Source organism: uncultured Pluralibacter sp., assembly GCF_913775985.1.
In the GTDB taxonomy this organism is placed as follows: domain Bacteria; phylum Pseudomonadota; class Gammaproteobacteria; order Enterobacterales; family Enterobacteriaceae; genus Pluralibacter.
On sequence record NZ_CAJYMB010000012.1, the window covers coordinates 1 to 25,426 of the forward strand.

General features: G+C 55.8%; 27 protein-coding genes and 2 pseudogenes. 7 read left to right on the forward strand and 22 right to left on the reverse strand.

Annotated features, from left to right (window positions below; genetic code table 11):
• A pseudogene (locus QZ766_RS01405) lies at nt 1–104 on the reverse strand (peptidylprolyl isomerase); the annotation flags it as partial.
• Between the two features lie 217 nt (nt 105–321).
• Here QZ766_RS01405 and QZ766_RS01410 point away from each other — a divergent pair.
• The gene (locus tag QZ766_RS01410; protein ID WP_297196459.1) at nt 322–978 is read left to right on the forward strand and encodes a LysM-like peptidoglycan-binding domain-containing protein; all 657 of its coding nucleotides are present in this window, start codon (nt 322–324) and stop codon (nt 976–978) included.
• A gap of 77 nt (nt 979–1,055) precedes the next feature.
• Here the strand turns inward: QZ766_RS01410 and rplI are convergent, their stop codons facing one another.
• The 4 genes from rplI to rpsF are packed head-to-tail and all read right to left on the reverse strand — an operon-like array spanning nt 1,056 to nt 2,489.
• Nucleotides 1,056–1,505 (reverse strand): 50S ribosomal protein L9, encoded by a 450-nt coding sequence (rplI, locus tag QZ766_RS01415; protein WP_297196461.1) that lies wholly within the window; start codon nt 1,503–1,505, stop codon nt 1,056–1,058.
• Between the two features lie 41 nt (nt 1,506–1,546).
• Nucleotides 1,547–1,774: a 30S ribosomal protein S18 gene (rpsR, locus tag QZ766_RS01420; protein WP_000135199.1), complete on the reverse strand. Its 228-nt coding sequence runs from the start codon at nt 1,772–1,774 to the stop codon at nt 1,547–1,549.
• Nucleotides 1,775–1,778: 4 nt separating this feature from the next.
• Nucleotides 1,779–2,093 (reverse strand): primosomal replication protein N, encoded by a 315-nt coding sequence (priB, locus tag QZ766_RS01425; RefSeq protein ID WP_297196477.1) that lies wholly within the window; start codon nt 2,091–2,093, stop codon nt 1,779–1,781.
• A gap of 6 nt (nt 2,094–2,099) precedes the next feature.
• A complete protein-coding gene (rpsF, locus tag QZ766_RS01430; protein WP_297196479.1) occupies nt 2,100–2,489 on the reverse strand; it encodes a 30S ribosomal protein S6 in 390 nt (129 codons plus the stop codon).
• A gap of 326 nt (nt 2,490–2,815) precedes the next feature.
• On the opposite strand from rpsF, the gene QZ766_RS01435 reads away from it, so the two are divergent.
• On the forward strand, nt 2,816–3,091 hold the full coding sequence (locus QZ766_RS01435; RefSeq protein WP_297196481.1) for a DUF1471 domain-containing protein: 276 nt from the start codon (nt 2,816–2,818) through the stop codon (nt 3,089–3,091).
• Nucleotides 3,092–3,141: 50 nt separating this feature from the next.
• On the opposite strand, the gene QZ766_RS01440 is transcribed toward QZ766_RS01435, so the two are convergent.
• The 8 genes from QZ766_RS01440 to QZ766_RS01475 form a co-directional block, all read right to left on the reverse strand.
• Entirely contained in the window at nt 3,142–3,810 is a 669-nt protein-coding gene (locus tag QZ766_RS01440; RefSeq protein ID WP_297196482.1) for an EAL domain-containing protein, read from the reverse strand.
• An 87-nt stretch (nt 3,811–3,897) separates the two neighbouring features.
• Entirely contained in the window at nt 3,898–4,434 is a 537-nt protein-coding gene (locus QZ766_RS01445; RefSeq protein WP_297196484.1) for a fimbrial protein, read from the reverse strand.
• A gap of 10 nt (nt 4,435–4,444) precedes the next feature.
• Nucleotides 4,445–5,503, reverse strand: coding sequence for a fimbrial protein (locus tag QZ766_RS01450; protein WP_297196486.1), 1,059 nt, complete (start codon nt 5,501–5,503; stop codon nt 4,445–4,447).
• On the reverse strand, nt 5,500–6,105 hold the full coding sequence (locus QZ766_RS01455; RefSeq protein ID WP_297196488.1) for a fimbrial protein: 606 nt from the start codon (nt 6,103–6,105) through the stop codon (nt 5,500–5,502). The genes QZ766_RS01450 and QZ766_RS01455 overlap by 4 nt, the downstream gene beginning before the upstream one ends.
• 20 nt (nt 6,106–6,125) lie before the next feature.
• The gene (locus tag QZ766_RS01460) at nt 6,126–6,902 is read right to left on the reverse strand and encodes a molecular chaperone (RefSeq protein WP_297196490.1); all 777 of its coding nucleotides are present in this window, start codon (nt 6,900–6,902) and stop codon (nt 6,126–6,128) included.
• Nucleotides 6,895–9,399 carry a fimbria/pilus outer membrane usher protein gene (locus QZ766_RS01465; RefSeq protein ID WP_297196492.1) on the reverse strand — a complete coding sequence of 835 codons (2,505 nt, stop codon included), beginning with the start codon at nt 9,397–9,399 and terminating at the stop codon, nt 6,895–6,897. Before QZ766_RS01465 ends, QZ766_RS01460 begins: the two co-directional genes overlap by 8 nt.
• A 40-nt stretch (nt 9,400–9,439) precedes the next feature.
• On the reverse strand, nt 9,440–10,000 hold the full coding sequence (locus tag QZ766_RS01470) for a fimbrial protein (protein ID WP_297196494.1): 561 nt from the start codon (nt 9,998–10,000) through the stop codon (nt 9,440–9,442).
• Nucleotides 10,001–10,107: 107 nt separating this feature from the next.
• The gene (locus QZ766_RS01475) at nt 10,108–10,677 is read right to left on the reverse strand and encodes a fimbrial protein (protein WP_297196496.1); all 570 of its coding nucleotides are present in this window, start codon (nt 10,675–10,677) and stop codon (nt 10,108–10,110) included.
• Nucleotides 10,678–11,398: 721 nt separating this feature from the next.
• Here QZ766_RS01475 and QZ766_RS01480 point away from each other — a divergent pair.
• The gene (locus tag QZ766_RS01480) at nt 11,399–12,082 is read left to right on the forward strand and encodes a helix-turn-helix domain-containing protein (RefSeq protein ID WP_297196498.1); all 684 of its coding nucleotides are present in this window, start codon (nt 11,399–11,401) and stop codon (nt 12,080–12,082) included.
• Between the two features lies 1 nt (nt 12,083).
• On the forward strand, nt 12,084–12,596 hold the full coding sequence (locus tag QZ766_RS01485; protein WP_297196500.1) for a hypothetical protein: 513 nt from the start codon (nt 12,084–12,086) through the stop codon (nt 12,594–12,596).
• A 61-nt stretch (nt 12,597–12,657) separates the two neighbouring features.
• Here the strand turns inward: QZ766_RS01485 and yjfP are convergent, their stop codons facing one another.
• The gene (gene yjfP / locus QZ766_RS01490) at nt 12,658–13,371 is read right to left on the reverse strand and encodes an esterase (protein ID WP_297196502.1); all 714 of its coding nucleotides are present in this window, start codon (nt 13,369–13,371) and stop codon (nt 12,658–12,660) included.
• 197 nt (nt 13,372–13,568) lie between these two features.
• Here yjfP and bsmA point away from each other — a divergent pair, with 197 nt between their 5' ends.
• Both bsmA and QZ766_RS01500 read left to right on the forward strand, forming a co-directional pair.
• Entirely contained in the window at nt 13,569–13,880 is a 312-nt protein-coding gene (bsmA, locus tag QZ766_RS01495) for a biofilm peroxide resistance protein BsmA (protein WP_297196504.1), read from the forward strand.
• Nucleotides 13,881–14,007: 127 nt separating this feature from the next.
• Nucleotides 14,008–14,274, forward strand: coding sequence for a DUF1471 domain-containing protein (locus QZ766_RS01500; protein ID WP_297196506.1), 267 nt, complete (start codon nt 14,008–14,010; stop codon nt 14,272–14,274).
• Nucleotides 14,275–14,278: 4 nt separating this feature from the next.
• On the opposite strand, the pseudogene QZ766_RS01505 reads toward QZ766_RS01500, so the two are convergent.
• A pseudogene (locus QZ766_RS01505) lies at nt 14,279–15,900 on the reverse strand (isovaleryl-CoA dehydrogenase).
• A gap of 182 nt (nt 15,901–16,082) precedes the next feature.
• On the opposite strand from QZ766_RS01505, the gene QZ766_RS01510 reads away from it, so the two are divergent.
• Nucleotides 16,083–17,363, forward strand: coding sequence for an MFS transporter (locus QZ766_RS01510; RefSeq protein WP_297196507.1), 1,281 nt, complete (start codon nt 16,083–16,085; stop codon nt 17,361–17,363).
• A 41-nt stretch (nt 17,364–17,404) separates the two neighbouring features.
• Here QZ766_RS01510 and rlmB read toward each other — a convergent pair whose 3' ends face one another.
• From rlmB to hflK, 7 genes are all read right to left on the reverse strand, one after another.
• On the reverse strand, nt 17,405–18,136 hold the full coding sequence (rlmB, locus tag QZ766_RS01515; RefSeq protein ID WP_297196508.1) for a 23S rRNA (guanosine(2251)-2'-O)-methyltransferase RlmB: 732 nt from the start codon (nt 18,134–18,136) through the stop codon (nt 17,405–17,407).
• A 62-nt stretch (nt 18,137–18,198) separates the two neighbouring features.
• Complete coding sequence (gene rnr / locus QZ766_RS01520; protein ID WP_297196510.1) at nt 18,199–20,883, reverse strand: ribonuclease R; 2,685 nt, start codon at nt 20,881–20,883, stop codon at nt 18,199–18,201.
• A 38-nt stretch (nt 20,884–20,921) separates the two neighbouring features.
• On the reverse strand, nt 20,922–21,347 hold the full coding sequence (gene nsrR / locus QZ766_RS01525; protein ID WP_297196512.1) for a nitric oxide-sensing transcriptional repressor NsrR: 426 nt from the start codon (nt 21,345–21,347) through the stop codon (nt 20,922–20,924).
• Between the two features lie 137 nt (nt 21,348–21,484).
• Nucleotides 21,485–22,783, reverse strand: a complete 1,299-nt coding sequence (locus QZ766_RS01530) for an adenylosuccinate synthase (protein ID WP_297196677.1) — start codon at nt 22,781–22,783, stop codon at nt 21,485–21,487.
• Nucleotides 22,784–22,887: 104 nt separating this feature from the next.
• Nucleotides 22,888–23,085 (reverse strand): DUF2065 domain-containing protein, encoded by a 198-nt coding sequence (locus QZ766_RS01535; RefSeq protein WP_297196513.1) that lies wholly within the window; start codon nt 23,083–23,085, stop codon nt 22,888–22,890.
• A gap of 68 nt (nt 23,086–23,153) precedes the next feature.
• Nucleotides 23,154–24,158 (reverse strand): protease modulator HflC, encoded by a 1,005-nt coding sequence (gene hflC, locus QZ766_RS01540; RefSeq protein ID WP_297196515.1) that lies wholly within the window; start codon nt 24,156–24,158, stop codon nt 23,154–23,156.
• A gap of 2 nt (nt 24,159–24,160) precedes the next feature.
• Complete coding sequence (hflK, locus tag QZ766_RS01545; protein ID WP_297196516.1) at nt 24,161–25,411, reverse strand: FtsH protease activity modulator HflK; 1,251 nt, start codon at nt 25,409–25,411, stop codon at nt 24,161–24,163.
• Nucleotides 25,412–25,426: the final 15 nt, after the last annotated feature.

Below are 25,426 nucleotides of genomic sequence, written 5' to 3' on the forward strand. Positions count from 1 at the left end.
GGCAGCAGGCCCTGCAGGCCGGATTCGCTCAGCTGCTGTCCTACCTGCAGACCGATGCCGTAGCTGGCCTGAGCTTCAGTAGTGTCAAAAGTCGGGGTTGCCATGCTTTTTCCTTTCATCTGATGTCAATCAGCGGGCAGCATAGCAGCCTCACCGCGTCGGGTAAAACGTTGTTACTGAACAATCGAGGCTTCCGCTGGAAGTGCAGAGAGAGATAAATGAATTCGGTCAGAAAGGAGGCCGCGTGAAGGATGGAGTGTATACGCAGAATTATGGTTATACTGAGTGCCATTCAGGGAAACGCGGAGCAGGAGGTGACCAATGCCCGGGCGATTCGCTTTAAAACCAACATTATACAAAATCTGGCATGCCCCGGATAACGTGCGCCTTTTAGATCCGCTGCCGCTGATGCACCGCCGCGGGATTATTGCCGGCTTCCTGCTGGTGATTATTGGCTTTTTGCTGCCGGCAGGCGACAGCGGTTCTTCCGCACCGGTCACCCGCGAGGCGCAGCTTGATTTACAGTCTGAATCGTCGCCCCAGCAGGGAAATCTGCAGCAGCCGCTGCCGCCGATAACCTCTACGCCAACGGTCAGCGATCCGGGCCTGGCCGCGCCATCCTCCCCGGAAGTGGTGCAGGAAGGCCAGCCGGACGATGGCAGCTATCAGACACAAAACAGCCAGACACAAAACAGCGCACCGGCGTCGGGCATCGATCAGCAGTGGCGCTCGTATCGTCTGGAGTCCGGCAAAACCCTCGCCCAGCTGTTTCGCGATCATAATCTTCCTGCGACCGACGCGTACGCTATCTCGCAGGTAGAGGGTTCCGGCAGGCCGTTAAGCTCGCTGCAGGCGGGACAGATGGTGAAAATTCGGCAGAATGCCAGCGGTGTGGTAACGGGACTGACGGTCGATGCGGGCGGTCAGCAGGTGCTGTTTACCCGCCAGTCTGGCGGCAGCTTTATTCGCGTCCACTGATCGTCATTTAGACGGGGCTCTGAAAAGCAAAACGCCGGCGCGAGGCCGGCGTTTTATTGTTATTACGAAGTAATTAATTACTCAGCAACAACGTTGATAACCAGTTTAGCGAATACTTCGCTGTGGACCTGGAAGTCCACTTCGTGCTCGCCGGTAGTGCGCAGAACGCCGTTCGGCAGGCGAACTTCGCTCTTAGCCACTTCAACGCCAGCTGCAGTTACAGCGTCAGCGATGTCGCGGGTACCGATGGAACCGAACAGTTTACCTTCGTCGCCAGATTTAGACGCGATAGTAACGGTTTCCAGCGCGTTGATTTTCTCAGCGCGGGCGTTAGCAGCGGCCAGAACGTCAGCCAGTTTGGCTTCCAGTTCAGCACGGCGTGCTTCGAAGAACTCAACGTTTTTCTTGGTTGCCGGCACAGCTTTGCCCTGCGGAACCAGGAAGTTACGAGCATAGCCCGCTTTAACGTTAACCTGATCGCCGAGGCTACCCAGGTTAGCTACTTTATCAAGCAGAATAACTTGCATTACCTTATCCTCTTAAAGTCGTATTAATGGACCGTGACCGATTACTGATGGCGATCAGTGTACGGCAGCAGGGACAGGTAGCGAGCGCGTTTGATAGCGCGAGCCAGCTGACGCTGATATTTTGCACGGGTACCGGTGATACGGCTCGGGACAATCTTACCGCTTTCGGTGATGTAGTTTTTCAGCGTAGCGATGTCTTTATAGTCGATCTCTTGAACGCCTTCCGCGGTGAAACGGCAGAACTTGCGACGACGGAAATAACGTGCCATATGGCTAGTCTCCAGAATCTATCAATTCAATCTGCTCGGCATGCAGCACCATCTTACTCAGACCATTTCGCGCCTTGTGGCAGGTAATGAATCCGTGAACGGTGAGTTGCGTGCCGACCGTTATACTGTGAGTAACGGCCTGGTTCTCGCGCCCGCTAATAATTACAGGCATTTGACACCACGCCTGCCGGTGAAAACCGGCCTCCTCCTGCACAGAACGATGCTCAAGCACGAACTGGCAGTGAGGAATTCCTGATGGGCTGACCTTTCGCAGGGGCGTCCTGCACACGGTGCCGGACAGCGCCAGACGGTTGGCCATCAGTAATTACTCTTCAGAATCCCCAGCATCTTCAGTGGTTTCGTTAGCGAAATCTTCACGACGCTCGCGACGCTCGTCTTTCGCTTTAACCATCGGAGATGCTTCGGTTACAGCATGCTTGGTACGCATAACCATGCTGCGGATAACGGCATCGTTGAAGCGGAAGTTAGTTTCCAGCTCATCGATCGCTTCCTGCGGCGCTTCAACGTTCAGCAGAACGTAGTGAGCTTTGTGCAGTTTGTTGATCGGATAAGCCAGCTGACGGCGGCCCCAGTCTTCCAGACGGTGGATCGTGCCTTCTGCACCGGTGATTGCACCAGTGTAGCGCTCGATCATGCCCGGAACCTGTTCGCTCTGGTCAGGATGGACCATAAAAACGATTTCGTAATGACGCATCGAATTGCTCCTTACGGATTATTCAGCCTCCTGTCTGGGTCAGCCGAGGCCCGGGGAGGCAAGGAACGTGTTAAAGGTCGGCTGAAAAATTGACGCGTAATCATACTTGCGCTACCTGGCAAACACAAGGCAATTCGCACAAAGCGGCAATCTGCGTCCGGTCAATGATTTAAAATTAACCAACAGGCAATGCGACAATTTTTTGAACGACAGCATCAGAAATGGTCGCGGTTGCCGGTAAGCCAAAGGATTACACTGAATGTCATCACTGAGCCGATTGCAAAGGGACGAGCGTCAGCGCAGTCCGGCAAGAAGGAGTGAAGACGATGAAACGCATTGTAACGGCCATTATCGCCGCTCTGCTGCTCAGCAGCAACGCCGCGGCAGCCATTAAAATTAGCGCCTCGCAGGCCAGAAACATGGATGATGTCATGAGCCTCGGGGTTATCTATATCAATCACAATATCGCCACCGAGAGCGAAGCCGATAAAGCCCTGAGTGCCGAAAGCGACGCCCGCGGCGCGCGGCTGTACTACCCGATCCTGATGCACGAGCCGGGCAGCAACGGCCCGCTGCACGCCAGCGCGGTGATTTATCGGTAAAAGAATCCCGGAGCCGTTATGCCCTGCATAACAGGTAAAACGGCTCCGGATTAACGTGTTTTCGCCGGTAGCGAAACCCACTGCGACTTAAAGAAATACCCCTGAATGGCGTCGGCCGCACCGTGCAGGCAGGTGACATAATCGTCAATAGTTTCAACTCCCTCGACGACGACCTGACGCCCGATATCGCGATAGCGCCGCACTACCGCTGCCAGACCCTCGTTTGAAAGCGCCAGCTTTTTGAATAGCGCGGCGTCTATTTTCACCGCGTCAAAATCGATACCTGACCGGCACCAGTACAAAAGATGCTCAGGATAGAGATCGTCCAGCCAGACGCGATAACCGGTATTGATAAGCCGCTTCACGTGGATAAATATCTGCTGCTGCTCTCCGGCGCCGAGTTGCAGCAGGCTACCGGGGTCCTGAATTTCGATAATAATCCGCCGCTGGTGCGCCTGCTCCGCCAGCTGCCGGATAAACGCAGCATCGGCGAGCATACTTACCGATAAATTGAGCGTGTAACTGCCGTCCAGGCGCAGGATCCTCGCCATTTGCTGCAGAAAAAGCCGCTCTTTTCTCTCCAGCGACATGTCGCGAAAGAAAGCGTCTGCGGAGCCCGCCTGAGAGACCTCGCTCAGCACTTCCTGCACCCGCCGAAGCGGGGTGCGTAAAAAATGGATAACCTCGAGCCTGATTCCGGTAATGGCATTTTCATGCATCCCGCGAGCACGTTTTGCGGTGAGGTTCGCTGACCTGTTGATACTGTTTATCATCTTATTTTCTGTAAATGAGAGCCGGAAGCGGCATTATTGATAGCTCAGCGTCCACGTGCCGCTGGCGCTAAATTCGCCATATTTTAGTGACTTATTCGCCACCGCATCGGGCTCGGCCTCCACCCACGCCTGAAATTCCAGAGCCATATCGCCCTTCTGAACCTGCTGCGCCGTGGTGCTTTGGTTGAGGTGTACCGGCGTGCCGTCATCTTCGCTGATGCCAATGGCAATTCCGCTGGCCCCGCTGCCGCTGCCGATAGCCAGATGATCCGGCAGTGCCGTATCTTCGGTGCCGCTGAAGGTGACCGCGACGCTGCGGAAAACGTCCGGGTTACAGTCAGCGAGCTGGATTTTGAATTTTTTAGCGCTGCTGCGCCCGGAGAGATAAAGATCTTTTGTCGCAATTTGACCAAAATCGACGACGATCCTGTCACCTCCCGGCGGCAGGCTGCAGGTCAGCGCCACAACGGTGCCGTGAAAATGCATATCCCCGCCGATAAGCCGGGTTTCTGCCGGTACCGCCGCGCTGACGAGAGCAGCGCCGAAAGCCAGCAAACATGGCCATTTCATTGTCTTGTCCTCACTGAAATTGCGCCACAACCGTCGCCGAGGCTTCAAACTCGCCCTCTTTGACGCTGCCGGCTCCGGGATTCGCCACCGGTGCCGCAACCAGCCCCCAGTCGCCCTGATTCTGATAAAAGTTGTTCATTTGATAGAACGTATTGGGCACCACGGGATTACCGCGATCGTCCTTAAGCTGGATCCCCAGATCGCCGCGTTTCTGCCCGTTGCTCAGCGTACCCAGCAGCTGGTTGTTGAAATCTGCGGTACCGGATGCCGTGCTGGTCTGTACGCCAAGCTGAATATTCATCGCGCCGCTGCTAAAGCTGCCTCCTTCGCACTGCACGTGGATAGGAATACTCTGGCTGTAGCTGGCACCGTTAAGTTTGTTGGCAGAGGCAGGGAGATTGCCGAACTCAACGGTAATGCGCTGCCCGCGGTTGAACGTGCATTTATCCGGGACGGTGATCACGCCAGAGCTTATCAGCACGCGGGAAATAGGCGTTGTCGGCGCACCTCCGCCACCCAGGTCTCCCGCTAAATCCAGCAGCGCCTGGCCGGTAATATTGATACCGTTAATAATGGGTTTAGTAACCACAAAGACCACTTTCCCCTTTGAGCCGCTCTCAATGGTGTCGGCCCTGACGACGCCGTGATTACGTGAAGTAGAGCAAGAGTATTTGCGGTACTGATTGGAAAAACTGGTAAAAGGTGCCCTGATGTATTTATTCACTTCACCTGCAACATAAATGGAGACTTCGACGTCAAGATAATCATTCAGTTTGAATCGGGTGTTGTCCGATGAGAGTGGCATCGTTGAGAAAGTAGAGTAGTAGATTGCTTCTCGCGGGATATCCCGGTCCGGACAGTGAAAATTCACCACGTAATTGCCACCAAGTGCCCAGGTGAAATCAGGCGTGCGCCCGCCGACGTGGTTATCGGCAATATCCAGATTCTGTAGCTCAATATTGTATTGATGAAGCGAACCTTCAGGCTCTCCTTCTCCCTGCACAAAAGCCAGCACATGAGATGAAAAGCATGCCAGCGCGGCTGCCAGCATCAGCCCAGGCCTTCTCATAAATACTCCAGCTTTATTCTGATCAGCCCGAAGAACGATCCGGCACTCACTTCGCGCCCCGTCGCTTCCAGCGCGGCCTGAAAATGGATGGCATTGTTGCCGGGCTTCAAAATGAGCATTTGCTCGGTTTGATTGATTGCCAGCAGCCGCCCCTTGTCAGTCAGTACCCTGATCCCGGCGCCTTTCACCCCGCCATATATTTTTCCGAGATCCCGGTTCTCCGGCGCACCTTCAGCCATAAGCGTCAGGGATATTCCCTGTTCAACGCTGCGGTAAGCATCCTCAGGGACAGCCCGCTCCTGGCCGGGAAGATCCCTCAGCAGATGCCCGGATCCTTTCAGGCAGTCATTCAAATTCAAGGTGACCAATACCGGCCTGCTGCGATCGCCCTGCTGATGAAAAGCGCGGGCGGAAATATCTCCAAGATCGACAGTTTGATCCCGCGAGGCCATATCCAGCACGCAGGGAGAAACGTACACGCGCCCGTGAAAACGCACCTCACCGTATTCTCCTGCCGCAGTTGAAAGATCCTGGCGATTACCATTTGCCAACGCAGAAAATGCGGCGGCTGCCAGCAGTAAAATACAAAGCCTCTTTTTCATTTACGCTTCTCCCATGGCCTTTATTTAGGCTGCTGATCCAGCGGCAGCGCGCGGCACGTGCTGCCGCTGCAGCGAAAAATAAGCTCCGGATGGCCGCCGTAGTCATTGACGTACATCATCGCGAACTCGCTTGCAGCAGCGTCCGTCACCGGGATCTCTTTGGTTGATTTTGGCGGGATCATCACTCCGGGAAAGGTGGTCAGCCGTCCCCCGCCCTGCGCCTCTGGTTTACGGCTCAGGCCAATGATGGTCACAAAATAGGGCGTCGGATTTTCCACCGACCAGCGGGCGCCCTGTTTGTGAAATACCAGCTGGTTCTGCCAGACCATGCCGGGCTTTGCAGGGATCACCGCGGTCGGGCGATAAAAAAGCTTGATGCGCGACTGCATCGCCAGCTGCAGAACGTTAGGCTTGTCCGGCTTTGGCGGAATTTCGCGCACGTTTAAATAAAACAGACTTTCGCGATCTTTCGGCAGCGAAGCGATGTCGCCAGTTTTGGTCACGCGGGCGATACCTTTCTGCCCGCCGTTGATCCTCTGTAGCGGCGGCAGCACCATTAACGGCGAAGTCACTTTTTCACCGCCGGCATTTTCAACCCAGGACTGGGCCAGAAAAGGCGTATCCGGGCTGGTATTGGTTAAGTTAGCGCTCGCAGAACGGTCTTTCTCAGTGATAATCAACCGCGTTCTGTCAATGGCGATACCGGCCTGTGCCGGGGCTACTGCCGTAGACAGCAGCACGCCACCAAAGGCGAGCAGCAGCGCGCGCCGGGTAAAAATGCGTTTAGCGTTATTCATCTGTAGATTCACTTCGTTGTGGTAATGACTGACAGGGCAGCAAGGTTTTGCCCTGAGGTTTAATCGAGCCCGGAACACGGGCCCGGCACTGCGCGCGGCCGCTCCAGGTAATCGAGAGCTGCTCATCAGGCTTCACGCCTTCAATCCAGGCTTCTCCGCCATCCATCACCATGCCGACGTTGACGCCGCTGGCGTTCAGTATCTCGGCGCCAAATGGCGGCACCGCGCCGTTAGCCAGCCGCAAAACCGCCATCATTTTCTGGCCCCTGGCCACGGCAAAGTGCTGGTAGCCAATGGCCCCCTCGGTCAGGGTGCTGGTGGCAATCGCGCTGGTGGCCGCAATGTCTTCATCCATTGCATCCACGTCGATGCGGGTATCAAAGCTGTGATAGCTCACAATGTCCGGCACCACCGCAATACCGAATCGGTTTGAGTGGGCCATTTCACCGTTGAGCGGCACGTCAGCCACGCCATCGGTGTCGACCATCATTCGGGCGGTGTTCATTGATGCCTGGCTATTGTGCAGAGCGGCCCCGTAGCGCGTTGCGGTAAAGCCACCGCGTACCGTGCCGCCGAGCGAGAGATAGCGCTGCTGTTGCCAGTTCACGTTAGACTCCAGCTCCGCCAGCGAACTGCGGTGCTTGTAGTAGCCGTCAAATGCGGCCTTCCCTTCTCCAGAATCCCCGCCGCGCACGCGCCAGCTGTTATTGCTGTCGCGGTTATCGGAATAAGAAACCATCTGGCTGGTGCGATCGCCGCTGTCCTGCAGCTGGTAGTCCATTGAACGCCCGTCGCCCCAGGGCACCGAGATAGAGAACGAGAGGCTGTCGTCACGCCGCCCCCGGTACTCCGAGCGGTACGCCGATAGGTTGGCGCTGATATTCTCAATACCGGCAAAGGAAAAGCCGTGTCCTACGGAAAGCCCGTAACGATTCTGGGACTGGCGATCCCAGTAGTTCTGGTGGGTGTAGGTTAAATAGAGCGTGGTTGCCCGTCCGGGCTGGTCGGCAAAAAAGGTTTTATTGGCGGTGACGGTATACATCTCCCGCTCGCGGCCGACGTGGCTGTCATCGGCATACTGCTCTTCGAGAAACTGTGAAAAAGTGCGGTAGCTGCGTTGTGAAAAGCGATAACCGGCAAAGCTGATAGTGCTGTGATAATCATCGAAGGTTTTGGCATAGCTGAGCTTAAAAGAGCGCCCGGTTTGCTGCGCCTGATTTTTTACCCGACTCATGGCCTGAGTTACGTCAGCCGAGACGGCACCGAGCCAGCTCAAATCCCGGCCAATCCCCAGCGATCCGGCATTGTAGCGGCGACCCGCAATAAAGGCGCCGCCGTACAGCGACCAGGTATTGCTTATCCCCCAGGAAAAATCACCGCTGTAAAAGGCGGGTCCTTCGACGTTATGGCTATAGCGCGAAGGCCGGCCAAACGCATTGTTAAAGCGCAGGTAGCCCGGGCGCGTAAGATAGGGAATATCTGCGGTATTGACCTGGAAGGTCTGAACGCTGCCGTCCTGCTCTTCGACGCGAACATCAAGCTGGCCCCTTACCGAACTGCGCAAATCCTCAATATTGAACGGGCCTGCGGGCACCGTCGTCTGATAGATAACGCGGCCCTGCTGGCTGACGGTAACTTTAGCGTTGCTCTTGGCAATACCGTGAACCTGAGGCGCATACCCCTGCAAATTAGGCGGCAGCATCCGCTCGTCGCTGGCATAGTTGACGCCGGTAAAGCGCACCGAATCAAAAATCTGAGAATTGAGGTATATCTCCCCCAGCGTCAGCTTTGCCGCCCGCATCGGCAAAGGCAGCCAGGCATAGAACTGATCCCAGTTAAAGTGCGTCCCTTCTCCACCAGATCCAGCATTAAGCTGGTACTGGCCGCGAAAGCGCCAGGCGCCGAGGTTAAAGCCCGACTGGCCGTAGCCCGACAGAGACTGATAGTGGCCGCTCTCCTGAAGATAGTGGGTAGCTTGCCCGGACAGGTTGTAATCAAAAATAGCCCCGTTAACGCCGTTATCCCAGCGCTCGGGCGGCGTCCAGTCCGGATCGGAATAGGTCATCCACGCCTGCGGAAGGGTTATGTCCAGCGTGCCGGCCGCATTATTAAATGCCACGCCGGGAAGAGGTGAAACATCGAGGCAGTCCGGGGCGATGGTGCGAACTTGCGCCAGCGCCTCTTTTTTTAGCGCCAGCAAAGAAACCTGATGCGTCGTCAGGCAAACCAGGGTGGCGTGAGGATTTTTAGGGTCAGCCACATAGTCTATTTGCTGCTGGGGCAGCGACTGTCCGTTGACGCGCACGTCCAACAGATAACGGCCAGGCGCGACATAGTTGCCCTGAGAAAAGCGTTGCAGGTCGACATTGTGCCTGTCGCTGGCATCGAGCACATCCGTGTTAAAGTCAACGGCATCATCGGCAACCACCTGCTGCGCGATGATAATCAGGGAAATGAGTACCGCTATTTTTTTAATATTTGTTTTGAGCGTTTTCATTTTCACTGATAGACCTTTATTTTCCTGAAACCTGCAGCACTCAGAGATAATTAACAACAAAATGTACAGCGGCGTTGAATTCACCGGATCCGACATGCCCGTCGAGCGCAATAAGCCACGCGGTAAAGCGGAGCGTGTTTCTTCCGGGATTTAAAATGTAATCAGGTGAGGGCTTGCCCAGCTCAATAATATTTCCCTGGCGATCGAATATCTCGATCGCTAAATTCTCAAGCTTATTATCGCTTGATTGCACGCTTAAAAACTCATCACCCAGCGGCGCCGCTGCGCCAGAGAAAGTAATTGAGGCACTATGAAAAATATCATCGGGATGTTCAGCATCACCCAAAGAACAGCCTAATAAATGGATACTGAAATTATGTGCCGACACCTTTCCTGTATCAGCAGAGACATCTCTGGCAGAAATATCATTAAACTCTACCAGCATGGATTGATCGTGGGGATCGACATAGCAAGCGGCCTCAACGATTTCACCGCGTAAATATACATTACCGGGTGTATTGCTGATTTTATCGGTGCTGGCTACCGCGGTTAACAGCGGTATAAAGACCAATATCAACAGTAGAGCGCGCCATTCGAGCATCACCGGTATCCTTAAGGAGTTTCCGTATATACCCTAAATAATTCGAGCTGCTTGAAGTATGACGGGTATAAAATGAGCAGGCGTATTTCTACGCCTGCTTAATCGTATTACTGGTAATCAATCTGGAAGTTGATCGTAGACTGGAAAGCACCCGGGGTAACTTCGCCGTTAGCTTTATCCGCCTGCAGATAAGCAACGAAGTCGATATTAGTATTGCCATCAGTCAGTTTTACCGGAGAAGTGGCCTGGCCCCATTTCACATCCTGATCGCCGCTGTCAATCAGGCCGATACCTGCACCCTTCGCCGTATCAGAGACAATTGCTGCCAGGCTGCTATTGTCTACATCCTGCGTAGCCGGCGTATAGGTTACCACTGCGCTGGTCGCAACCGTGGTATCACAGCCCTGCAGCACGATTTTTTCATGACGGCTGCCGGCACGCTGGTTATCTTTCAGCTGCGAAGTGGGAATTTCGCCGAAGTTCACTTTAACCGGGCTGGATTCTGGAGCCAGGCCGCAGGCAGAGTTAACCAGTGAACCGGTGAATTCAATTTTACCGTTGGTTGGGGTAACGGTGGTTGGCGTGGTGCCAGTGCCGTCTTCAGCATTGGCAAAATTAGCAGTAAAAGCCATTCCGGCGATGACAGCGCAGCTGACAGCGATACTTTTCATTTTCATAATAGTGTAGACCTAATGTATTGGATTAATGTCAGCAGTGCTCTTGGGATCTATTTCAGCAGAAACAATCCCCGGATATTTCCGGCAATATGCGTTCGTATTTAAATCAGACTGAATGTTGCCTCCATCTTCAAGTTTGACTTCAGCAACAGCCCTGCACTGCATCGACGACATATGTTACTCAAGCGTCAGGGAGATACAACGTAAAACCGTGTCTAAAACAAATTCAGTACGTCATTCTAAATTCACCATTTATATTTATGATAAATACCAATCTCTTTCTGCATTTATAGCCATGGTACAGAGTTAAAATCTATTTATTTATATTTTTACAGAATATTTAACCATACAAAAGCAAACTATTTAGACAAAAACACTTATGAAATAGGATTTAATCGATTATTTATTCAACACCAGATCGATTAACATACTGTATTATAATGAGAAAATGTAAAACCCATTAACGGTTAATTCCATCTCATTGATTAATAACAACTTAGATGCACTAGCCGACATCCGCACTTTTTGAAATCGACATCTATTTTCTTTTATCTTTGATATAGTATGCTTAGCGTAATTACTCTTGATTTATTGCATTAAGGAAGCAATCGTGTTTTCTCACATTCCCCAAAACAATATAAAATCGATAATTATCGATGACAAAATAATATTTAGACCCCAAAAGAACACACTTCAGGATATACAGATAGGAAAGAGCAGCATGCTTAATAACATCGCCTCGCAGCTTTTCCTGTATCTGTTACAAAATGGCACTAAGATATCCACGCGCGAGGAAATTCTGCTCAACGTTTTTCAGCATAACGGCTCGCGGGCGACTGATGCGAATCTCAACCAGCATATCTCATCCATTCGCAAGGCCATCACCGCCATAGACCATTCAGCGGATCTGATTGTTACGACACCGCGCGTCGGTTTTCATATTGACGAAAAGAATATTCAGTTTCATCTGAACCAGGAAGTTGATACAAAAGACGTTAGCCCTCCAAAACTGCTATCCTCGGTAAAACGCTCACGAAAAAACCAGCGAATATTGATCGCTGCCACTGCACTATTCACGCTTTCTACTACGGCTGTTGTAGGTGCGCTATCATACGACGCACATCGAATTCCGATGGATGAAGTATCCATCTTGCACACCTCAAAATTTGAGCAGTGCACGATACATATTCTGGGAAATAAAAAAGCAGATCGCGTAAGTGCGGAAAAAGCGCAGGCTATTTTTCAACAGCTCGTAATAAAACCTGATTGTTCATCAGAAAAAGACATTTACATCAATATCTGGCAAAGCAACTATAAGCTTCTCGATTTAAAATTCAGCGCCGAGTGCGGCTATCTTCAGGGTTTTTACCACTGCATTTCGAAATATCAATATATCGAGAATTAACATGTTTAAAAAAGAAAAACTTGTGCCTTTCTTGTGGCCTTCACTGATTGTCGCCGGTGGTATCCTGGCTATCATGCTTATGATTTCTGCGGACGAAAAGAAAACAAACGATATCGATTTTTCCTGTACTTCCGAGCTTGAATCCTCGATTAATATTCGCAATGATGAGTGGGATTTGAAAGGGGTCGCGATCATCACCGGCTATCGAAACAATAAAATTTCACTGCTGCTGAGAGGCAAACTCGAACACGATAAACAACAGCTATCGGTAGACAGAAAGTTATACTTTGATTATTACTCTCCCGGCAAAAGCAATCACGGTTTCTTTATCACTAATTTTAAGGGCCATAAAAAAAAGCCGGATGATGATGCCCCTGACAATATCGACTATATCTTCTTCGATGCTTATCAGAACATCGACAAGGTCAATATCATTAAGCGTATTGATGAAAGAATGGTTATCATTGGCGATACATTCTCGCCCGTACTCATTTGTGTGATTAACAACAATTGATCTCACGGCAGCGGCTCTGCACAGCCGCTGTCGATAAGCTAATTCTCTTTCCCACCGCCGCTCAAAGGTGTTTCCTGAAAAACGCTACCGTCGCATCCAGCGCCTCCGGCGTAATGCGATGGCTGACGCCGCTTTGCCACGCGCAGGTCAGCAGGCCATCCCTCCCCTGCTGCGCCAGCGCCTGCTGCAGCCGGTGTGAGTCGGCGGCAGGTACCACGTCGTCATCTTCGCCGTGCCACAGCAGCAGCGGCCGGTTCGCCAGCGCCTCCAGCTTGTCTTCCACATCCCATTGGGCCAGGTCGTCCGGCATCTCCGCGGAGGGAAACAGCGTTTTTGACAGCGGTAATAGATAGCCGGAGCCCATCAGGCTCGCGGCGCCCTGGATTTCAGGATGATTCGCCGCCAGACCCAGCGCCGTCATACCGCCCATCGACGCGCCACCCACCCCGAGCCGGCCGTCAAGCAGCCAGCCCTCATCGACAATAGCGCGGTGCAGTGCCGGAAACTCGTGAAAATTATTCACCAGAATAGGCCAGAAGCGCTGCAGCCTGCGCGCTTCATCCCCGGAAAAGCGCGAGCCGTGATCTTCTGCCTCCGGAATAATGACGCGAAAGCCGGCCTCCGCCAGCGCCACGGCAAAGTAGCTATAGACCCGCTTAGAGGAAGTGTAGCCGTGATAGAAGATAATACAGGGCAGCGCTTCTTTAGCGGCACCCTGCGGATATGCAGTAAGGACTTCATTACCGCTGAGCGAGCGAAATTCGAGTTCAATCATCTGGCGGTTCCTTAAGTGATTAAGACAGAGAAATAATGCCTGCTTGCGCCATCCATTTGAATTGCCAATGTTGGGATTAGGGTTGCGTTTTTGTAATATTTTCCTCTCAATTTCGCGTCAGGGATAACATTTCGGGAACATTCCCTCCCAGCTGACGCGCATTAATCACTACACTGAGAATTATCAGGAAACGAGATATGGCGATGCAACGTAAAATTCTGCCGGTGCTGGCTCTGTTGTTAAGCGGTTGCGCAGTTCTGCAGGGCACACCAGAACCGCCCCCGCCGCTGGCGAATCCTCCCCAGGAGATACGCCGCAATCAGACGCAGGGCCTGCAGAAAATAGGTTCGGTAAGCGTTCTGGTTCGCGGGGCGCCGTCCGATGCGGAAGCGGCAATCAGGGTGAAAGCGGCGGCAGCCAGTGCGGATTACTACGTGATTACTCTGGTGGATGAAACGGTGATCCCGGCGCAGTGGTACGCTCAGGCTGTGCTCTACCGCACAGAATAACGCGTTATTTTAACGCCTTTACATTGCTATTCAGCCCTTCACGTTTCCCGATACACAATGGGCCTCATGCCGGACAGGGATGAGCGTCTGCAACGGACTGCCCGGGATCTTCCCTGGTTTACGTAGAATGGAGCTAACGACAATGACCTACGCCCTTACTTACAACAGCGCAACCACCGCCCAGTCAGCCGAGTTTGCCAGCGCCGACTGCGTAACCGGCCTGAACGAAATCGGTCTGATTTCCGTGGAAAACATGACCGGCAGCCCGCAGGACGTCGAGCAGATGATCGCCCTCAAGGCTGACGAACAGGGCGCGTCCTGGTACCGCATCATCCAGATGTATGAAGACCACCCTCCCGGCAACTGGCGCGCCGAGGTGATTCTCTATGCCTGAACCACTATCCCTGACCGCCCGTGGCGCGCAGCAGCACCTCGTTTTGCACGCGCGCATCAAGCACCATGTCGCCACGCGGATCGAGCATCATCCGGCACCACGCCTGCGCCAGCGGCGGCGAGCTGTAGCGCAAAACCTGCATCCCGGTCGCCAGTAGCCACAGCCCATGAGTAATCTCGCGCCCCTGCGCTTCTGAAGGCTTGCGCAACCGCTGCTGCATCTGGCGCCACGCGCGATCGAAGTGGCGATCCACGCCTTTTACTTCCTGATATTCCGCATGCAGCACGGCCATCACCTCCGGCTGTTTTGCCAGCACTCTCAGCACGTCCAGGCACATGATATTTCCCGATCCTTCCCAGATACTGTTGACCGGCATCTCGCGATAAAGTCGCGGCAGCTCGCTCTCCTCGCAGTAGCCGATACCGCCGAGCACCTCCATCGCTTCCGCCACAAACGGGATACCCGCCTTGCAGACGGAAAATTTCGCGGCGGGCGTAAGCAGGCGCGCCCGAAGCACCTCTTCGCGAGAGCTGCGGCTGTCCCAGGCCCGGGCCAGGCGAAACAGCGCCGCGGTTTGCCCTTCCAGCTGCAGCGCCATGCGGCTCAGCACCTGGCGCATCAGCGGCTGCTCGACCAGGGTTTTGCCAAACGCCTGCCGCTGCCAGGCGTGGTACAGCGCCACGGACAGCGCCCGGCGCATCAGGCCATGGCTGCCCAGCGCGCAGTCAAAACGCGTCAGGCCGCCCATTTTCAGGATCTGGCGAATGCCCTCGCCCTCCTCCCCCAGCAGCCAGCCGCTGGCGCCGGTCAGCTCGGCCTCGCTGCTGGCATTAGCGCGGTTGCCGAGCTTGTCTTTAAGCCGCTCAAGATGCACGCCGTTGCGCTTCCCGTCGGGCAAAAAGCGGGGAACAAAAAAGCAGGACAGGCCGCCTTTCGCCTGCCCAGCACCAGGTGCGCATCGCTCTGGGGTACGGAGAAAAACCATTTGTGCCCCACCAGCTGATAGAAACCGCCGTCTACCTTCTCCGCGCGGGTGGTATTGCTGAACACGTCCGATCCCCCCTGCTTTTCGGTCATTCCCATGCCGATAAGCAGGCCGCGCTTCTGGCCGCCGGGGAGAAGGTGCGCATCGTAGCGGTCGCTCATCAGCGGCGTCAGCCAGTCGGAAAAAGGCGCCGGCATCAGTGCCTGCAGCAGCGGCGTAGCCGCCGAGGTCATGGTCACCGGGCACAGCGATCCCGGCTCTACCTGCGCGTGCAGCACAAAGCGCGCCGCGCGGGCAACAAAAGCGCCGGCAAGGGCCTGCGGCTCCCACGCCAGATTATGCACCCGGTTAGCGCACAGCCCCTGCATCAGCAGGTGCCAGGCCGGATGAAAGCGCACGTCGTCCAGCCGCGCTCCGCGGGCATCGTAGCGCAGCAGCTCGGGCGGGTTGACGTTGGCGAGCCGCCCGAGCTCCAGCGACTCTGCGGTTCCCAGCTGCTGGCCGATGCTTGCCAGCAGATCGGTATCCCAACCCGCGCCCTCGCGCTGCACGGCTTCGCGCAGTGCGGTATCGGAAAGGAAAAGATTACTGTTGCCGAGCGGCATCGGCTGGTTGAAGACGGTGTGGGTTTGCCAGGTCACGGTGTTTCCCCCCTGTAGATTTTGCGGTAAGTATGGGCCGCGGAGGGCAACTTCGCCCGTGCAACGGTGCCGAATCACGGGCTGCGTCACCTTCGTGAATACCATCACAGGGTTCAGAATTTAAAATTTCATCATCGCGAATGTGTGGAATAATTTATTTTTTGGTTAACGGATTGCGAAAGATGACTCAGGACGCCGGCACGCGCAAGCGCGCCCTTATCGCCGGTTCGATCGGCAACTTTATTGAGTGGTACGAGTTTGCGGTTTACGGCTTTCTGGCCACGGTGATCGCCCACAACTTTTTCCAGCTGGCGGGAGAAGCGCCGCTGACCGGGCTGATCCTGACTTACGCCTCCTTCGCTATCGCCTTCTTCTTCCGCCCGCTGGGAGCCATTCTGTTTGGCCGCCTCGGCGACCGGATTGGCCGCAAGCCGACTCTGGTGCTGGTCCTGGTGTTGATGACGCTGGCAACCGCCGCTATCGGCCTGGTTCCGATATACGCCAGCATCGGCGTGGCCGCGCCGCTGCTGCTGACGGGACTGCGCATTCTGCAGGGACTGTTCGCCGGGGGTGAATACGGCGGCGCCGTCTCTCTGATGACCGAGTTCGCTCCGCGCGGCAGGCGCGGCCTGTACGGCGCCTGGCAATCCTTCACCGTCGCTCTGGGCCTGCTGGCCGGCGCGGGCGTTGTGGCACTGCTTTCCGCGCTGCTCAGTCCACAGGCGCTGTACGAGTGGGGCTGGCGCATTCCTTTCTTTATCGCCCTGCCGATGGGCGGCGTGGCGCTGTGGCTGCGCCTGCAGCTGGAGGAGACGCCGAGCTTTGTTCAGGGTCAGCAAAACAGCGCGCCGGTTAAAGCCAGCACAGCCGGCACGCTGCGGGCTATCGCGATTGGCATTTGTCGCCTGATGGTATGGTCGGCGGCAGGCTATACCTACCTGGTTATTATGCCCGCCTACCTGCAGTCGTCTCTGAATACCGGGTTCAATCAGGCGCTGCTGATCGCGGTTATTTCCAATATCGGCTTTGCCATGACCATTCTTCCTGCCGGTATGCTCAGCGACCGGTGGGGCCGCCGGGCAGTAATGGTCACTGCCGCGGTATTGTTGCTGGTTCTGGCCCTGCCGCTGCTCAATATTCTGCAGTCGCCCGCCAGCACGCTGGGGATTAAGGCGCTGGTGGTGCTGGTAGCCGGGGGGCTGGTTGGGATGCTGGCAGGGCCGGGCCCGGCGATGCTGGCAGAGATGTTTCCGACGCGGGTGCGCTATACCGGACTTGGGCTGGCGTATTCACTGTCAAACGCCGTGTTCTCCGGCTGCGCGGGGCTAACGATCACCGGGCTCATTAAGCACACCGGCAACCTGGATATTCCGGCCTACTACGTGATGGTGACGGCGGCGGTGAGTATTGCCGCGCTGATGACCCTGAATAAAGACGATCACCGGCGGGATCTGAAGGCGTAAAGAGAAGCGGCCTTCTCCCGGCGGGAGAGGCCGCTGTACGGCTAGCCGCGCTGGCGCACCGCTTCAAACAGGCAGATGCCAGTGGCAACCGAGACGTTCAGCGACGAGACGCTGCCCGCCATCGGAATACTAATCAGTTCATCGCAGTGCTCGCGAGTCAGGCGGCGCATTCCTTCCCCTTCAGCACCCATCACCAGCGCCATGCGGGCAGTCATTTTGCTCTGATACAGCGTATGGTCGGCCTCGCCGGCGGTGCCGACAATCCAGATATTCTCTTCCTGCAGCAGGCGCATGGTGCGCGCCAGGTTGGTTACGCGGATCAGCGGCACGTTCTCAGCCGCGCCGCAGGCCACTTTTTTGGCGGTAGCGTTGAGCTGGGCGGAGCGATCTCTCGGCACGATGACCGCGTGTACGCCCGCCGCGTCGGCGCTGCGCAGGCAGGCCCCGAGGTTGTGCGGATCGGTTACCCCGTCAAGGATCAGGAAAAAGGGATTGTCGAGCGTCGCGATCAGATCAGGCAGATCGTTCTCCTGGTACTGCCGCCCCGGCTTCACCCGGGCGATGATCCCCTGATGCACGGCGCCCTCGCTTTTTTCATCGAGATACTGGCGGTTTGCCAGCTGGATAACCACACCCTGGGCCTCAAGGGCGTGGATCAGCGGCATCAGCCGTTTATCTTCGCGGCCTTTCAGAATAAACACTTCCTGAAAACGCTCCGGGGCGCGCTCCAGCAGGGCCTGCACCGCGTGGATGCCGTAAATCATTTCACTCATGAAGAATACTCGTTACCTGTTAATTCAACGGTGTTGCGCCCCCGATAAGGAGGCGCTTTCAATCACTCAGCCGACGTCTTTTTCGCGGCGCGCTTGGCTTTGGTGGCGGCGGCGATTTTAAGGGTTTTTTCCGACGGCTTTTTGGTTTTTTTACTGCCGGTGTCGCTTTTCGCTTTTGCCGGCTTTTGTGCGTCCGCGCCGGAGGCATTTTGCGCCTTCACCGGGTTCTGCGCGCCGGACGGCTTTTTCGCTCTGGCGGGCTTCTGCGGGTTAGCCCCGGACGCGTGCTGTCCGCCGGCCACCTTTTGCGCTTTGCTCTTTTTCGCCTTTGCCGGCTTTTGCGCGCCGTCGCCGGAACCGCTATTGGCACTCAGCGGCTTCTGGGCGCTATCGCCCGCCGCGTTTGGGTTTTTAGCGGGCTTCTTGCCTTTGCCACCGCGAAACGCGCTGTCTGGCTCAAAGTTGGCCTTTTTACCCGTCTGACGCCGTCTGCCTGAAGGCTTGCTGCCGGATCCATTTTTCGCTTTGTCGCGGGCGGTCTTGCCGACATTGCGCGGTCCGCGCTCGCTGGAAATCAGCGAGAAGTCGATTTTACGCTCGTCCATATTGACGGCTTCAACCCGCACTTCCACCCGATCGCCGAGGCGATAGGTCTGGCCGCCGGATTCGCCAATCAGCCGCTGGCCAATCTGGTCGAAGCGATAGTAATCGTTGTCCAGCGAGGAGACGTGAACCAGCCCGTCGATAAACAGATCGTTCAGGCGCACGAAGAAGCCGAAGCCGGTAACGCTGGCAATAACGCCGTTAAACACGTTACCCACCTGATCCAGCATAAAGTCGCACTTGAGCCAGTCGGACACGTCGCGGGTGGCTTCATCGGCACGGCGCTCGGTGAGGGAGCAGTGCTGACCCAGCTGGAGCATCTCCTCGACGCTGTAGTGCCAGCCGCCGGTTGGGGTTGAATTACCTTTATTACCTTCCGCTTTAGCAATCAGATACTTGATGGCGCGGTGCAGGGAAAGATCTGGGTAGCGGCGGATAGGCGAGGTAAAGTGGGCGTAGGACTGCAGCGCCAGGCCGAAGTGGCCGCGGTTTTCCGGATCGTAGATGGCCTGCTTCATAGAGCGCAGCAGCATGGTCTGCAGCATCTGGTGATCCGGACGGTCGGCGATGGAGGCCAGCAGCTCGGCGTAGTCGCGCGGCTCCGGCTTTCCGCGGCCCGGCATTTCCAGGCCCAGCTCCGCCAGCACCGAGCGGAAGGCGGTAATCGCATCGTCCGTCGGCTTATCGTGGATGCGGAACAGCGCCGGCTCTTCGGCTTTCTCAACGAAGCGCGCCGCCGAGATGTTGGCGAGGATCATGCACTCTTCAATCAGCTTGTGGGCGTCGTTGCGCTGGGTCTGCTCAATGCGCTCGATGCGGCGTTCGGCGTTAAAGATAAACTTCGCCTCTTCGCTCTCAAAAGAGATGCCGCCGCGCTCGCCGCGTGCGGTATCCAGCACTTTATACAGGTTGTGCAGCTCTTCGATATGCTTCACCAGCGGCGCATACTGCTCGCGCAGCTCCGCGTCTCCCTGCAGCATGTGCCACACTTTGGTGTAGGTCAGGCGCGCATGAGAGCTCATCACCGCTTCATAGAATTTGTAGCCGGTGAGGCGGCCTTTGGTGGAGATAGTCATCTCGCAAACCATACACAGGCGATCGACCTGCGGGTTTAGCGAGCAGAGGCCGTTAGAAAGCACTTCCGGCAGCATCGGCACGACCTGCGACGGGAAGTAAACCGAGGTACCGCGGCTGCGGGCCTCGTCGTCCAGCGGCGTGTTCGGGCGCACGTAGTAGCTTACGTCAGCAATGGCCACCCACAGGCGCCAGCCGCCACCGCGTTTTTTCTCGCAGTAGACCGCATCATCAAAGTCGCGGGCGTCTTCACCGTCGATGGTGACCAGCGGCAGCTTGCGCAGATCGACGCGGCCGACTTTCGCCTCTTCCGGCACCTGTTCTTTCAGGTTCGCAACCTGCTTTTCAACTTCCGGCGGCCAGACATAAGGGATCTCATGAGTGCGCAGGGCCATGTCTACAGCCATGCCGGTGCCCATATTGTCTCCCAGTACCTCAACGATTTTACCAATGGCTTTGGTGCGGCGGGTCGGGCGCTGGGTCAGTTCTACGACCACCACAAAGCCCATTTTGGCGCCCATCACTTCTTCCGGCGGGATCAGCACGTCAAAGCTCAGGCGGCTGTCGTCAGGCACCACGAAGCCGACGCCCGCATCGGTAAAGTAGCGGCCAACGATCTGGCCGTTGCGCGGCTCCAGCACGCGCACGACGCGCGCTTCCCGGCGGCCTTTACGATCGGCACCCAGCGGCTGGGCCAGGATGATATCGCCGTGCATGCACATCTTCATCTGCTCGCTGGAGAGATAAAGGTCGTCTTTACGGCCTTCCGCCCGCAGAAAGCCGAAGCCGTCGCGGTGGCCAATAACCACGCCTTTAACCAGGTCGAGGCGTTCCGGCAGGGCATAGCACTGGCGGCGGGTAAAGACCAGCTGGCCATCGCGCTCCATGGCGCGCAGGCGGCGGCGCAGAGCTTCTATTTGCTCATCGCCTTCAATATTGAGTGCAGCCCCCAGCTCATCGCGGCTGACGGGTTTTTCACGTTGGGAGATAAAATCGAGGATGAATTCCCGGCTCGGGATAGGGTTCGCGTATTTTTCTGCTTCGCGTTGCTGGAAAGGATCTTGTGACATCGCGGTTCCTCCGTTGTCAGCTCTGGTGAAGTGATTCGTCACTCCACCAGCAATAATTTATAAAGCGGTTGATTCTCTTCAACCAAATCGGCCAGCGTGTAATTATCCAGCTCTTCAACAAAGCTGTTCACGGCCTTAGAAAGTGCCTGCTTAAGGCGGCAGGCGGGGGTTATGTGGCAAAACTCGCTGCTGCAGTTAACCAGCGATAGCGGCTCAAGCTCGCGGACAACGTCCCCGACGCGAATGGCGCGGGCCGGCTTTCCCAGCCGAATGCCGCCATTCTTACCGCGTACCGCATCGACGAAGCCAGCGCGACTTAACTGATTAATTATTTTGACCATGTGATTACGGGATACGCCGTAGACGTCAGTGACCTCGGAAATACTGGTCATTCTGTCTGCCGGGAGCGACGCCATGTAAATCAGCGCACGCAGGCCGTAATCGGTGAAACTCGTTAACTGCACATCAACCTCAAAGCAGGGAAAAAGGGGAGCTTACTACCATTGATGATAAACCAGCCGACAGATGAGCGGTGAATTAATTTAATGCAGGCGGGAAAAACGCGGGAACAGAGGGCGCCAGGAAGGCGCCCCCGGAATGATTATGCGTCAAACGGATCGCGCAGGATCATAGTCTCGGTACGGTCCGGGCCGGTTGAAATGATATCAATCGGCACGCCGGTCAGTTCTTCAATACGTTTGATGTAGTTCAGCGCTGCCTGCGGCAGACCGCTGCGCTCTTTCACGCCAAACGTGCTTTCAGACCAGCCCGGCATCGATTCATACAGCGGCTCGATACCTTCCCAGCCGTCAGCGGCCAGCGGCGTAGTAGTGACTTCACGTCCGTCGGGCATACGGTACCCGACGCAGATTTTCACTTCTTTCAGGCCGTCCAGCACGTCCAGCTTGGTCAGGCAGAAGCCGGACAGGGAGTTAATCTGCACCGCGCGACGCACGGCAACGGCGTCCAGCCAGCCGGTACGGCGGCGGCGGCCGGTGGTGGCACCGTACTCATTACCCTGCTTGCAGAGGAAATCGCCGGTTTCGTCGAACAGCTCGGTCGGGAACGGACCTGCACCCACGCGCGTGGAGTAAGCCTTGATGATCCCCAGAACGTAGTCAACGTAGCGCGGTCCCAGGCCAGAGCCGGTGGCAACGCCGCCTGCAGTGGTGTTGGAAGAGGTCACGTACGGATAAGTACCGTGGTCGATGTCCAGCAGCGTGCCCTGGGCACCTTCGAACATCACGAAGTCACCACGCTTGCGCGCCTGATCCAGCAGGTCAGAAACGTCAACCACCATGCCGGTCAGGATGTCGGCGACAGCCATCACATCGTCCAGCACTTTCTGGTAGTCAACCGCATCGACTTTATAGAAGTTCACCAGCTGGAAGTTGTGGTATTCCAGCACTTCTTTCAGCTTGGCCGCAAAGGTTTCTTTATCGAACAGGTCGCCAACGCGCAGGCCGCGGCGGGCAACTTTATCTTCGTAGGCCGGGCCGATGCCGCGACCGGTGGTGCCGATAGCCTTCGCACCGCGCGCTTTTTCACGCGCCACGTCCAGCGCGACGTGATAGTCGAGGATCAGAGGACAGGCTTCGGAGAGCAGCAGACGTTCGCGAACCGGGATACCACGGTCTTCCAGCTCTTTCATCTCTTTCATCAGCGCCGCCGGAGACAGCACTACGCCGTTACCAATGATGCTGGTGACGTTATCGCGGAGAATGCCTGATGGAATCAGATGGAGAACGGTTTTTTCACCGTTGATTACGAGAGTGTGGCCTGCGTTGTGACCGCCCTGATAGCGCACAACATATTTAGCCCTTTCGGTCAGAAGATCGACGATCTTCCCTTTACCTTCGTCACCCCATTGGGTGCCCAGTACGACGACGTTGTTACCCATTTTTTTCAAAATCACCGTTTGCTTAAAAATGGATTCTACCATCGCTTTTTCTCAGGTACAGCACTTTCTACCCTCAAAAACGACCAAATCCGACCACTTTTCACTCAGCCAATCGTTTTCCTCAACATATAGTAGATAACCACACCAGCGACCACTAGACCACCGCCAAAGCGGCGCAGCATTGTATCCGGGAGGTTAGAAAGTGCGGCGACCATTTTGCGCCACGCCTGGGGATAGAGCATCGGGCCAAGGCCTTCAAGTACCAAAACCAGCGCAAGCGCCAGCCAGATTGTTGTGTTCATGATTTGTCCTGATAAAAAGAAACCACCGCCGCGGCGGTGGTTTTAGTCACGTCAAACGCTACCGGATTTTAGCGGCTAGCGTTGCCCGGCGTCTTCATATAGCGGAAGAAATCACTGTCCGGGCTCAGAACCATAATATCCTGATTGCTCTCGAAGCTCTTCTCGTAAGCGCGCAGGCTGCGGATGAAGGCGTAGAAGTCAGGATCCTGGCTAAAGGCGTCGGCAAACAGTTTTGCCGCTTCACCATCACCTTCACCGCGAACAATACGGCCCTGGCGCTCGGCTTCTGCCAGCGTTTTTGTTACCTCATAGTCTGCAGCAGCACGCAGCTTCTCGGCCTCTTCTTTACCCTGAGAGCGGTGGCGGCGGGCAACGGCTTCACGCTCGGCGCGCATGCGGTTATAGATAGCGTCCGAGACTTCTGCCGGCAGGTTGATCTGCTTGATGCGCACGTCAACCACTTCGATACCCAGCGCGGCCATACTGTTCGGGTTGATAACCGGAACTTTACCGTTAGTCTCTGCAGTGATGCGCTCTGCCGCTTTGGCAATGGCATTATCCGCAGCCGGGGTTTCGACTTCATCATCCGCGCCGGAGGAACCGGCGTTCAGCGCATCGCGTACTTCAATGGTCAAGCGACCACGCGAATCGGTAACGATATCTTTAACGTCCAGGCGACCAATCTCGGAACGCAGGCGGTCAGAGAATTTACGCTTGAGCAGCACTTCGGCCTGGGAGATGTCGCCACCGCCGGTTGCCAGATAGTAGCGGCTGAAATCGCTGATGCGCCATTTGATGTAGGAATCAACGATCAGGTCTTTCTTCTCTTTAGTGACGAAGCGATCGGCCTGGTTGTCCATCGTCTGAATACGCGCATCGAGCGTTTTAACCGACTCAATAAACGGCACTTTGAAGTGCAGGCCCGGCGCAAACACCAGCGGCTTGTTGTCGTGATCGCGGACCACTTTGCCAAAGCGCAGGGTAATACCGCGCTCGCCTTCTTTTACCACAAATACCGAGGCGTACAGCCCTACCAGCACGATGATAATTATCGCAATTACTGACTTACGCATCGTTATTCCCCCTGACGCTGGTAGTCGTTACGCTGCGCGTTAGCGCGGCGCTGGTCCATAATATTGCTGTCGGTCGAGGTCGAACGGCGACGCGCTTCGCTACCTGAGTCCGAGGATGTCGGCATCCGCATCAGGTCGCCAGTGTCACTGCTGCCCGACTTTGGCGCAGAGGCATTGCCTTTCAGCATCTGATCGAGCGGCAGCACCATCAGATTTCCACCTTTGTCATTGACCAGCACTTTACGGGTATGGCTCAGCACCTTCTCCATTGTCTCGATATAGAGACGCTCGCGGGTGATCTGCGGCGCGGCTTTATACTCCGGCAAAATACGCGCAAAGCGAGAGACTTCACCCTGTGCTTCCAGCACGGTCTTGGTCTTATAGGCGCGAGCTTCTTCCAGCAGGCGCTGCGCTTTACCGTTCGCCTGAGGCTGTACTTCATTGGAATAAGCTTCAGCTTCGCGGATGTACTGCTGCTCGTTTTCACGCGCGGCAATCGCATCATCAAAAGCGGCTTTCACTTCTTCAGGCGGACGCGCGGCCTGGAAGTTAACGTCCAGCAGCGTAATGCCCATATCGTACGGACGAATGGTCTCCTCCAGCTCGCGCTGGGTATCGCTACGAATAACGGTACGCCCTTCCGTCAGGATGCGGTCCATGGTGTACTTACCGATAACGCCGCGCAGGGCGCTGTCGGTTGCCTGACGCAGGCTGTCGTCGGCGCTGGTTACGCTATAGAGGTATTTCTGCGGATCGGTGATCCGGTACTGAACGTTCATCTCGACGCGCACGACGTTTTCGTCAGAAGTCAGCATCACGCCGGATGCCGCCAGCTCGCGGACGGCCTCGACGTTAACGGCTCTTACGTCGTCAATAAACGTCGGCTTCCAGTTCAGGCCCGGCTCAACCAGATGGCTGAACTTGCCAAAGCGAGTCACCACGCCGCGTTCGGCTTCCTTGATGGTATAGAACCCGCTGGCGGCCCAAATGATGACAACCGCGGCGGCTGCAATGCCTACAACGCGGCCACCCATCGGCGCGCGCGGCCCTTGCGACGAGTTGCCGGAGCCTCCTTTTCCGCCGCCAAAGCCGCCGAGCTTTTTGCTCAGCTTGCGGAAGATATCATCCAGATCGGGCGGCCCCTTATCGCGACCACCTTTGTTTCCATTTCCCCCAGAGTTGCCGCCTTGATTATTGCTGCTTCCCCACGGGTCGCGGTCCTGTCCGTTATTACCGGGCTGATTCCACGCCATGTATATGCTCCATAT

Coding starts and splice junctions, on each gene's coding strand:
- hflK (WP_297196516.1), bottom strand. CDS start 25,411: ATGGCGTGGAATCAGCCCGGTAATAACGGACAGGACCGCGACCCGTGG.
- rnr (WP_297196510.1), bottom strand. CDS start 20,883: ATGTCACAAGATCCTTTCCAGCAACGCGAAGCAGAAAAATACGCGAAC.
- QZ766_RS01470 (WP_297196494.1), bottom strand. CDS start 10,000: ATGCTCGAATGGCGCGCTCTACTGTTGATATTGGTCTTTATACCGCTG.
- priB (WP_297196477.1), bottom strand. CDS start 2,093: ATGGCCAACCGTCTGGCGCTGTCCGGCACCGTGTGCAGGACGCCCCTG.
- QZ766_RS01445 (WP_297196484.1), bottom strand. CDS start 4,434: ATGAAATGGCCATGTTTGCTGGCTTTCGGCGCTGCTCTCGTCAGCGCG.
- QZ766_RS01435 (WP_297196481.1), top strand. CDS start 2,816: ATGAAACGCATTGTAACGGCCATTATCGCCGCTCTGCTGCTCAGCAGC.
- rpsR (WP_000135199.1), bottom strand. CDS start 1,774: ATGGCACGTTATTTCCGTCGTCGCAAGTTCTGCCGTTTCACCGCGGAA.
- rpsF (WP_297196479.1), bottom strand. CDS start 2,489: ATGCGTCATTACGAAATCGTTTTTATGGTCCATCCTGACCAGAGCGAA.
- bsmA (WP_297196504.1), top strand. CDS start 13,569: ATGGCGATGCAACGTAAAATTCTGCCGGTGCTGGCTCTGTTGTTAAGC.
- QZ766_RS01450 (WP_297196486.1), bottom strand. CDS start 5,503: ATGAGAAGGCCTGGGCTGATGCTGGCAGCCGCGCTGGCATGCTTTTCA.
- QZ766_RS01500 (WP_297196506.1), top strand. CDS start 14,008: ATGGAGCTAACGACAATGACCTACGCCCTTACTTACAACAGCGCAACC.
- QZ766_RS01480 (WP_297196498.1), top strand. CDS start 11,399: ATGCTTAATAACATCGCCTCGCAGCTTTTCCTGTATCTGTTACAAAAT.
- QZ766_RS01510 (WP_297196507.1), top strand. CDS start 16,083: ATGACTCAGGACGCCGGCACGCGCAAGCGCGCCCTTATCGCCGGTTCG.
- QZ766_RS01440 (WP_297196482.1), bottom strand. CDS start 3,810: ATGCATGAAAATGCCATTACCGGAATCAGGCTCGAGGTTATCCATTTT.
- QZ766_RS01465 (WP_297196492.1), bottom strand. CDS start 9,399: ATGAAAACGCTCAAAACAAATATTAAAAAAATAGCGGTACTCATTTCC.
- QZ766_RS01460 (WP_297196490.1), bottom strand. CDS start 6,902: ATGAATAACGCTAAACGCATTTTTACCCGGCGCGCGCTGCTGCTCGCC.
- QZ766_RS01485 (WP_297196500.1), top strand. CDS start 12,084: ATGTTTAAAAAAGAAAAACTTGTGCCTTTCTTGTGGCCTTCACTGATT.
- QZ766_RS01455 (WP_297196488.1), bottom strand. CDS start 6,105: ATGAAAAAGAGGCTTTGTATTTTACTGCTGGCAGCCGCCGCATTTTCT.
- QZ766_RS01410 (WP_297196459.1), top strand. CDS start 322: ATGCCCGGGCGATTCGCTTTAAAACCAACATTATACAAAATCTGGCAT.
- QZ766_RS01530 (WP_297196677.1), bottom strand. CDS start 22,783: ATGGGTAACAACGTCGTCGTACTGGGCACCCAATGGGGTGACGAAGGT.
- hflC (WP_297196515.1), bottom strand. CDS start 24,158: ATGCGTAAGTCAGTAATTGCGATAATTATCATCGTGCTGGTAGGGCTG.
- yjfP (WP_297196502.1), bottom strand. CDS start 13,371: ATGATTGAACTCGAATTTCGCTCGCTCAGCGGTAATGAAGTCCTTACT.
- QZ766_RS01535 (WP_297196513.1), bottom strand. CDS start 23,085: ATGAACACAACAATCTGGCTGGCGCTTGCGCTGGTTTTGGTACTTGAA.
- QZ766_RS01475 (WP_297196496.1), bottom strand. CDS start 10,677: ATGAAAATGAAAAGTATCGCTGTCAGCTGCGCTGTCATCGCCGGAATG.
- rplI (WP_297196461.1), bottom strand. CDS start 1,505: ATGCAAGTTATTCTGCTTGATAAAGTAGCTAACCTGGGTAGCCTCGGC.
- rlmB (WP_297196508.1), bottom strand. CDS start 18,136: ATGAGTGAAATGATTTACGGCATCCACGCGGTGCAGGCCCTGCTGGAG.